General features: G+C 35.1%; 10 protein-coding genes and 1 pseudogene. All 11 read left to right on the plus strand.

From position 1 onward, the window contains the following. Positions 1-4 precede the first annotated feature (4 nt). On the plus strand, positions 5-415 hold the full coding sequence (locus ACHB7C_RS19810) for a hypothetical protein (RefSeq protein WP_395348361.1): 411 nt from the start codon (positions 5-7) through the stop codon (positions 413-415). A gap of 67 nt (positions 416-482) precedes the next feature. Beyond that, positions 483-2,645, plus strand: a complete 2,163-nt coding sequence (gene topB, locus ACHB7C_RS19815; protein ID WP_395348363.1) for a DNA topoisomerase III — start codon at positions 483-485, stop codon at positions 2,643-2,645. Then, a complete protein-coding gene (locus ACHB7C_RS19820; RefSeq protein ID WP_283656934.1) occupies positions 2,642-3,142 on the plus strand; it encodes a hypothetical protein in 501 nt (166 codons plus the stop codon). Before topB ends, ACHB7C_RS19820 begins: the two co-directional genes overlap by 4 nt. Before the next feature lie 206 nt (positions 3,143-3,348). Continuing rightward, positions 3,349-4,257: an SPFH domain-containing protein gene (locus ACHB7C_RS19825; RefSeq protein WP_395348366.1), complete on the plus strand. Its 909-nt coding sequence runs from the start codon at positions 3,349-3,351 to the stop codon at positions 4,255-4,257. Positions 4,258-4,309: 52 nt separating this feature from the next. After that, positions 4,310-4,525: a hypothetical protein gene (locus ACHB7C_RS19830; RefSeq protein ID WP_395348368.1), complete on the plus strand. Its 216-nt coding sequence runs from the start codon at positions 4,310-4,312 to the stop codon at positions 4,523-4,525. 11 nt (positions 4,526-4,536) lie between these two features. Beyond that, entirely contained in the window at positions 4,537-4,851 is a 315-nt protein-coding gene (locus tag ACHB7C_RS19835) for a hypothetical protein (protein ID WP_395348370.1), read from the plus strand. 30 nt (positions 4,852-4,881) lie between these two features. Beyond that, positions 4,882-5,238, plus strand: coding sequence for a hypothetical protein (locus tag ACHB7C_RS19840; RefSeq protein ID WP_283656940.1), 357 nt, complete (start codon positions 4,882-4,884; stop codon positions 5,236-5,238). Then, entirely contained in the window at positions 5,231-5,575 is a 345-nt protein-coding gene (locus ACHB7C_RS19845) for a hypothetical protein (protein WP_283656941.1), read from the plus strand. The genes ACHB7C_RS19840 and ACHB7C_RS19845 overlap by 8 nt, the downstream gene beginning before the upstream one ends. 69 nt (positions 5,576-5,644) lie before the next feature. After that, positions 5,645-5,998 carry a hypothetical protein gene (locus ACHB7C_RS19850; RefSeq protein ID WP_395348372.1) on the plus strand — a complete coding sequence of 118 codons (354 nt, stop codon included), beginning with the start codon at positions 5,645-5,647 and terminating at the stop codon, positions 5,996-5,998. Between the two features lie 94 nt (positions 5,999-6,092). Then, positions 6,093-6,674 carry a GDSL-type esterase/lipase family protein gene (locus ACHB7C_RS19855; RefSeq protein ID WP_395348374.1) on the plus strand — a complete coding sequence of 194 codons (582 nt, stop codon included), beginning with the start codon at positions 6,093-6,095 and terminating at the stop codon, positions 6,672-6,674. After that, positions 6,671-6,856: pseudogene (locus ACHB7C_RS19860) on the plus strand (hypothetical protein); the annotation flags it as partial. The gene ACHB7C_RS19855 and the pseudogene ACHB7C_RS19860, both read left to right, overlap by 4 nt.

Raw genomic sequence — 6,856 nt, forward strand, 5'->3', positions numbered from 1 at the left:
AAAAATGAAAGAATATAATTCTGTTAATGAACAAGTAAAAACAAAAGCTAACACATTTTTTGATTCGATGTTTAGTCATTGTTACGGTGTTCTTAGTTTAAGGAAAGAGGGTGAACGTAATTTTCACTTTGAAATTGAAATCAATGATATTGAGGTTTTAAAAACAATCGCTATTAATAGTCATAGTGTTGCGTCTTTATTTTCAAGAAAGACCAATAAAACTGATTTTGATGTTCAATATCTTTTTTCAAAATCAAATATCAATAATGAAATAATTAAGCGTATTGATTTTAAAGGTGATTTTGATTCTGCAGAATTGCATGTAATTAGTAGTGAGGATGAATTAAAAAACCCAATAGATGAAATTATTCATTATTATTTTGACCTGTTAAGTGCTAAAGATTGTGAAAAATAGGGCAGTGAAATGTTTTTCATATAATTTTTTATAGTTATAAAAATGATTAAATTTAAAGAGGTGAATTATGAGAATATGGATTGCTGAAAAACCCGATATCGCAAAAGATATTGTGAAAGCACTTGGTGGAAAAGTGGATAGAAAAGACGGTTACTTTGATTGTGGAAGTGACGTTGTCACATGGTGTTTTGGTCATATATTAGAAAGTGCAGAGCCTGAAATTTATAACCCTGCTTATAAGCAGTGGAATTCGGCTGATTTGCCTTTGCGTTTATACCCTGTAAAGCTTGCGCCAAAAGACAGTACGAAAAAGCAAGTCAATATTATTTTAGATTTACTTAAAAAATCCGATAGTGCTGTTCATGCGGGCGATCCTGATGATGAAGGGCAATTATTGGTTGATGAAGTCTTGATTTATGCCAATTACCAAAAGCCCGTTAAACGCGTGTTGCTTAATGATAATACGGATGCAGCCGTAAAACGTGCGGTTAATAATTTAAAAGATAATAAGCAATTTCAAGGTTTGTATTTAAAAGCGTTAGCACGTAGTGTTGGAGACGATATTTACGGTAAATCCATGACTCGAGCGTATACGTTAGCAGCTCGGGCAAAAGGTTATCGAGGGGTTCTTTCCGTTGGTCGCGTTCAAACGCCAATCTTAGGTTTAATCTGTAAGCGTTTTCTTGATAATAAAAACCATAAAGAGAGTTTTTATCAAACTATTCACGGTCAATTTAAAACGGATCATGGGGTGTTTAATGCGAACTGGAAAGTGAGCGAGAATGCCCCACAAGATGATAAAAAGCGGCTCATTGATGAAGGGTATGCTGATCGCCTTTCTAAACATTTAATGGGGAAAACGTTTGATGTAGTATCGGCTGCGGTGTGTGATAAAAAAGAATTTGCCCCACTGCCTTTTAATTTATTGAAATTACAGCAAGCTATGAGTAAATCCAATAAGTTTTCAGCGAAAAAAACACTGAAAATTACGCAAGATTTACGTGAAAAACACAAAGCGATTACTTATAACCGTTCTGATTGCCAATACCTTTCAAATGAACAATTTCAAGAAGCCCCTGAATTGCTTTCTGCACTAAAAAATGGGTTAACCCAATTTTCTGAATACCCAATTAATGAAAATCAAAAAAGTAAGGCGTTTAACAGCGATAATGTTACCGCCCATACTGCGATTATTCCGACAACTAATGTACCGAAATTAACGGCTTTAACAGATGACGAACGTGTTGTTTATCTCACTATTGCAGAACGCTATATTATGCAATTTTTACCGCCTAAAATTTATAAAGAGGCGATTGCTGTTCTCAAATGGGATTTAGAGACGTTTAGTTGTAGTGCGGTTGATATTCAAGACAAAGGTTATACAGCCTATTATCAAAATAAAGATGATGACAGTGAAGATACCGAGCAAGAAACAGATCCAACCAGTGATTATGCCATTATTGCGAAACTTCGTACTGGTGTGAGTGTAACGTGTGAGAGTTGCCGATATGAAAATAGAAAAACGACTCCACCGCCTATTTTTACAGAATCAACACTGCTTGCTGCGCTATCTCGGATTGCGGATTATGTGACAGATCCAAAAATTAAAGCAGCACTAAAAGCGAAAGATGCAGGTAAAAAAGGGGAGTTTGGCGGGATAGGGACACCTGCCACTCGTGATAGTTTTGTTCCTTTGTTAGTGAATCGCGGATTTATTACGATTGAAAAGCAAAAACTCATTCCTACCCAAGCGGGATTAGATTTTTATCATTCCCTGCCGAAAGATGTAACACAGCCTGATTTAACCGCATTATGGGCTGAAAAACAGCAAGAAATTGAAAAAGGTCAACTGGATATTGATGTTTTCGTCAATGAACTCTACGATGATATTCAACGTCTTTTAAGAGAAGATATTGCAAATAATTTAAAGGTGGATGCATCTTCTTCTGAAAATGTGCTTTCCGTTAAATGTCCGTTGTGTCAAAGTGAGTTATTAGAAAATAGCAAGGCGATAGCCAGTTGTAAGGCACGGTGTGGCTTTGTTGTCTGGAAAGTCATGTCAAGTAAAACCATTACCCGTAATCAAGCAGAAACGTTGATTGAAAAAGGTAAAACAGGCATGATTAAAGGTTTTAAAAGTAAAGCAGGTAATCCATTTGATGCTAAACTAGTTTTAGATAGTACAACGGGTAAAATTACATTTGAATTTGAAAGTAAGGGGAAAAAATGAGTGAATTAACCAAAAATGATGAATATGATATCACTAGAAAAACACTATCCAGTATTACATCCATACGAAGCTGTTTCAAAAATACACCGATTGATTTAATTGATGATATTCTTGGTAAGCTCGCTGGTATTAAAGAAGAGAAAGAGGCTGAATACCGTCAATTCGAAGCCGAAGCGGTAGAGCGTAATGAAAAACGCCTACAAGCCGTTACCTTGCTTGAAGAAGCGGGTCTTCCTGTTCCGCCTGAATTTTTACAGCCAATCACTGCTGAGTTTTTAGCTACGGGTCAAACGACGACGAAAAGAAGTAAGGGGGCAGCTAAACCTCGTAAAGTTAGTTTAGCGTGGCGTAATCCTGAAAAAGGTGGTGAGTGGGAAAAATATAGTAGTGGACGTATGGCGAATTGGGTTGCGAAAGCCAAAGACGAATACGGTGAAACGGATGAAACCCTTACTATTTACGCAGAAGAATATAATAAAGAAATGGGTCTTGAATAAATTTCTTTAAGTAAAATAAAAACCTTGCTTTTTAGTGAGGTTTTTTATTGACCGAAACGTACACGGCGTGTACACTTGGTTTTAAGTTAAATCTTTATCAGAAGTATATTGTTTTTAACGTCAGTTGGTTTCTTTTTGTAAAACGAAAATCTTAAAAAAAGCTAAAGGGCAATTTAGCTTTTTAATACATTTTAAATGAGGTTTTAATGATGGAAAAATTTCACGTTTTAGGTTTTTTAATTCCAATTATATTTCTTGTTTTTTGCTTGGCTTGGTTATCGACTTGTATCGTGATAACGAAACAAAAAACAGTGAAAATTATTGAACAGTTTGGGCGATACGTATCAACAAAAGAAGCGGGTATTTCACTTAAATTACCCACACCTTTTCAGCGAGTTGCACATACTATTGATACGAATTTACTTTCATTAGAAGAAAGTTTGGAACTGAAAACCAAAGATAACCTATTTATTACTTATCCTATTTCTCTTCAAATTCAAGTTCTCGATCCCGTTAAGGCATGTTATGAGCTTGAAGAACCTCACGATCAAATCCTGTCCTTTGTGGGTAGCTTTATTCGTTCGGAGGCAGGTAAACACAATTTCATGGAGTTATACGGTCTAAGAAATGAATTGGAAGATGAAGTCATTGAGCACCTAGGGGCGAAAATGGCGGAATTTGGTTGGGAGATTAAGGCTGTACTGGTTGATGAACCCATCCCTTCAGAAGCGGTTCGTAAGTCTTATGATGCGGTGAGTGAATCACAGCGAAACTTAGAAGCTGCAAAAAATCAAGCTGAAGCCCAAAAAGTAACATTAATAGCCGAAGCGGAAGCGCAGAAAGAAGCTAAACGCTTATATGGCGAAGGTATCGCTTCTCAACGTGACGCTATTGCTAAAGGCTTCTCAGAGTCTATTTCTAAGCTTGCGGAGTCAATGGGGACAACAGAAGAGCTTGCGGCAGCGTTTTTATTACAAATGACTAAATTTGACACGATCCGCGAATCATCAACGAATGGGTCGTTAATCATTACGGATGCAGGCGCGGGATTTGAAATTGGTAACACACTAAATCTTCAAAATACATTTAAATCTTTTATGGATAAAAAAGCATAATCAGTGATAATTAACCCGTATTGATTACGGGTTAATTAACGTTGAGGAAGGTATGACAGTTCTTATTTTAAAAGTAGTGAGTATTTGCTTGTTTGGTGGGATTATTGGTTTGTTTGTTAAGTATAAAGCCCATCCCCCAAAACGCTATGTGGTTGCTATCTTCTTCGCGTTGCTATTGAATGATTATGTCATTTATAAGTTGGCTCCTGAGCGTTCTTGGTTAGGGAAAATTCCGACAAAGATAATCAATACAAACAATGAGATATGAGGGTGTGGGGTATGCTAACAAGTATCATTGTGATAGCTTTGTTTTTAGCAATGGCAGTTTTTTTAATCAGTTTAGTTGTTAATTTGTTCAATGATGCTGATAAATCAATTAAAAATGGATACGAAGATGCACGAGCTAAAGGAAAGCTATATTCTCAATTGAAAATTCATTTAATTAATAAAGAACTGGATCAGAAAGAAGAAACCTATCATTTGAAAGGTGTTGTTGATGGGATTAGCTATAATATTCAAGTTTCAAAATCTGAATATGAAAATAAAAAGAGATATTATGAACATGTTAATAACGATAGTGAACACCAAAATTAACATTTAATTATAGTAAGCTAGGGGGGGATTTTGAAAAAGCCAAAAAATACATTAAGTGTTAGGCTTAGTGAGCCAACCATCGATATAGTTGATTCAGCAACGACGGTTTTTTTTCATCGTGCTGATGTACTTATTGCTGCTATGCTTAATTTTGATGCACTCAGTATTGATGAACGCAATGCATTTTTAAGTGTTTTAGCGAGTCCACCAAAGAAGCCCATTACCTTTCGTTTACCCGAAGCCTTCTTTGAATTGATTGATGGTTATACTAACACGATCATTACTCGTCCTGATGTAATTCATGCTGCATTATTGGCATTTGATAATCTGGATGTTGATAAGCGGTATCAATATCTCAATGAGGCAAAGGTGAAGAATAATGAATAAACATGAAGTCTTAACATGGGTTATTAGGATTTTATCTCTTTTAACCCTCTGGATTTCAGGTATGTTATTCTTTTTTGAGTATCAACAAAAAGGAACTACAGATACCTACCTTAATGCGGGGTATGGTTGGGCTTTTGGCTGGTCAATTTTGACTTTTATTCTTACCTTTCGTAAAAGTAGCTATGATGTTTTAAGATATGTTTTGCTTTTTTGGCTTTTCATCATGGCTATTGGAGGATTGACAACTTTTTTAATTCTTAATCCCAGTATTTTGTTTGTTCTGTTTATCTCTTTCCCCTTTGTTTTTATACTATTTATCATTTGGAATTTATCATAAACTTAATTTTAAATGGGAGTTAATTAAAAATAATGAAAGTTAAAGTGCTGAGAAATAAAAGAGGTAACTATGTTTTACGTTGAAATATCTAGGATAATAAGTTTTGTTGTTTTGTTTTTAATGGTTTTGGGTATTATACTTGGAACCTATGGATTCAAAAAAAACAAAAATGATTTTTTTATTACGGGTTTGGTGTTTATTTTAATTTCAGTTTCGGGAGGATTGGTGTTAGTGGCTGTCCCGACCTACAATGATGAAGATATAAAGATGGGGGCTAGGTGGAATAAGTGTGAGTTATTAGAAACTAACAAATTCAATGGGTCTTTTAGTGAAAATGTCAACGTTATTAAGTGTGATGGGGTCGTCGAAAATATTCCGATTACAGTCTATAATCAATTTACAAAATTAGCTTTGGAAAAATAAATATAACCAACATAACGTTTTTTATGACCTTTTAAAAAAGGTACATGTGGCTATTTATTTTTTGGTTTTAATTGGCTAATCGAGGTAAGTTAAAATGATTTTAAAAAAAATTATGGTTGTAGGGTTATTTTTAATGCCTTTCACTATTTCAGCTAAGGTTTTAGTGATTGGTGATAGTTTAGCGTTTCCGATAGCAGAAAGTTTGAAAGTTATTATCCCTACAGATGGTTTTTTCCTTGAAAGTACAGGCTTGAATGATAAAAGCACACTTAATTGGTTTGATTACATCCAAACATTAGATGCAACCCGTTATGATAATGTCATTATTTCATTAGGGGCTAATGATGGGATTCAAGGTAATGACATTGACAATTACCAACAAAAAGCGGTGATGCTTATAAAGCACTTGCAAAGCGCAAATGAACAAGCGTTGGTTACGTGGGTTTTACCGCCTGTATTGGAAGATACTAAGAAAGAAATTGCTGTGAGTAATACTCGCAAGGCACTAAATCATGCTTGTAATGCGACAGGAATTAATTGTTTCGATCCCGCTGTAGTGATAGGGCATGAGTTTAGTTATCAGGTTAATGGTATTCCTGTTCGTTCTCAAGATGGGGTACACTATACCCCTCAAGGGGCTGAACTTATCGTGAATAAAATGATGGGGGTAAAATGAAAGTAGTAACAATTATTCAAAATCATTCTGATTTGTTAAGAGCGTTAAAAGGGGAAAAAAAATATTCACCTGCATTCGAGTTTTATATCAAAAAACTCAATAGAAAAGATAAGTTACCTCGCGGAAAATACTTTAAAAACAGAAGGGCAGGTCATAACCCTGTTATCATGGATGAATTCTGG

The organism is Providencia sp. 2024EL-00732, from assembly GCF_044006275.1.
In the GTDB taxonomy this organism is placed as follows: Bacteria; Pseudomonadota; Gammaproteobacteria; order Enterobacterales; family Enterobacteriaceae; genus Providencia; species Providencia huashanensis.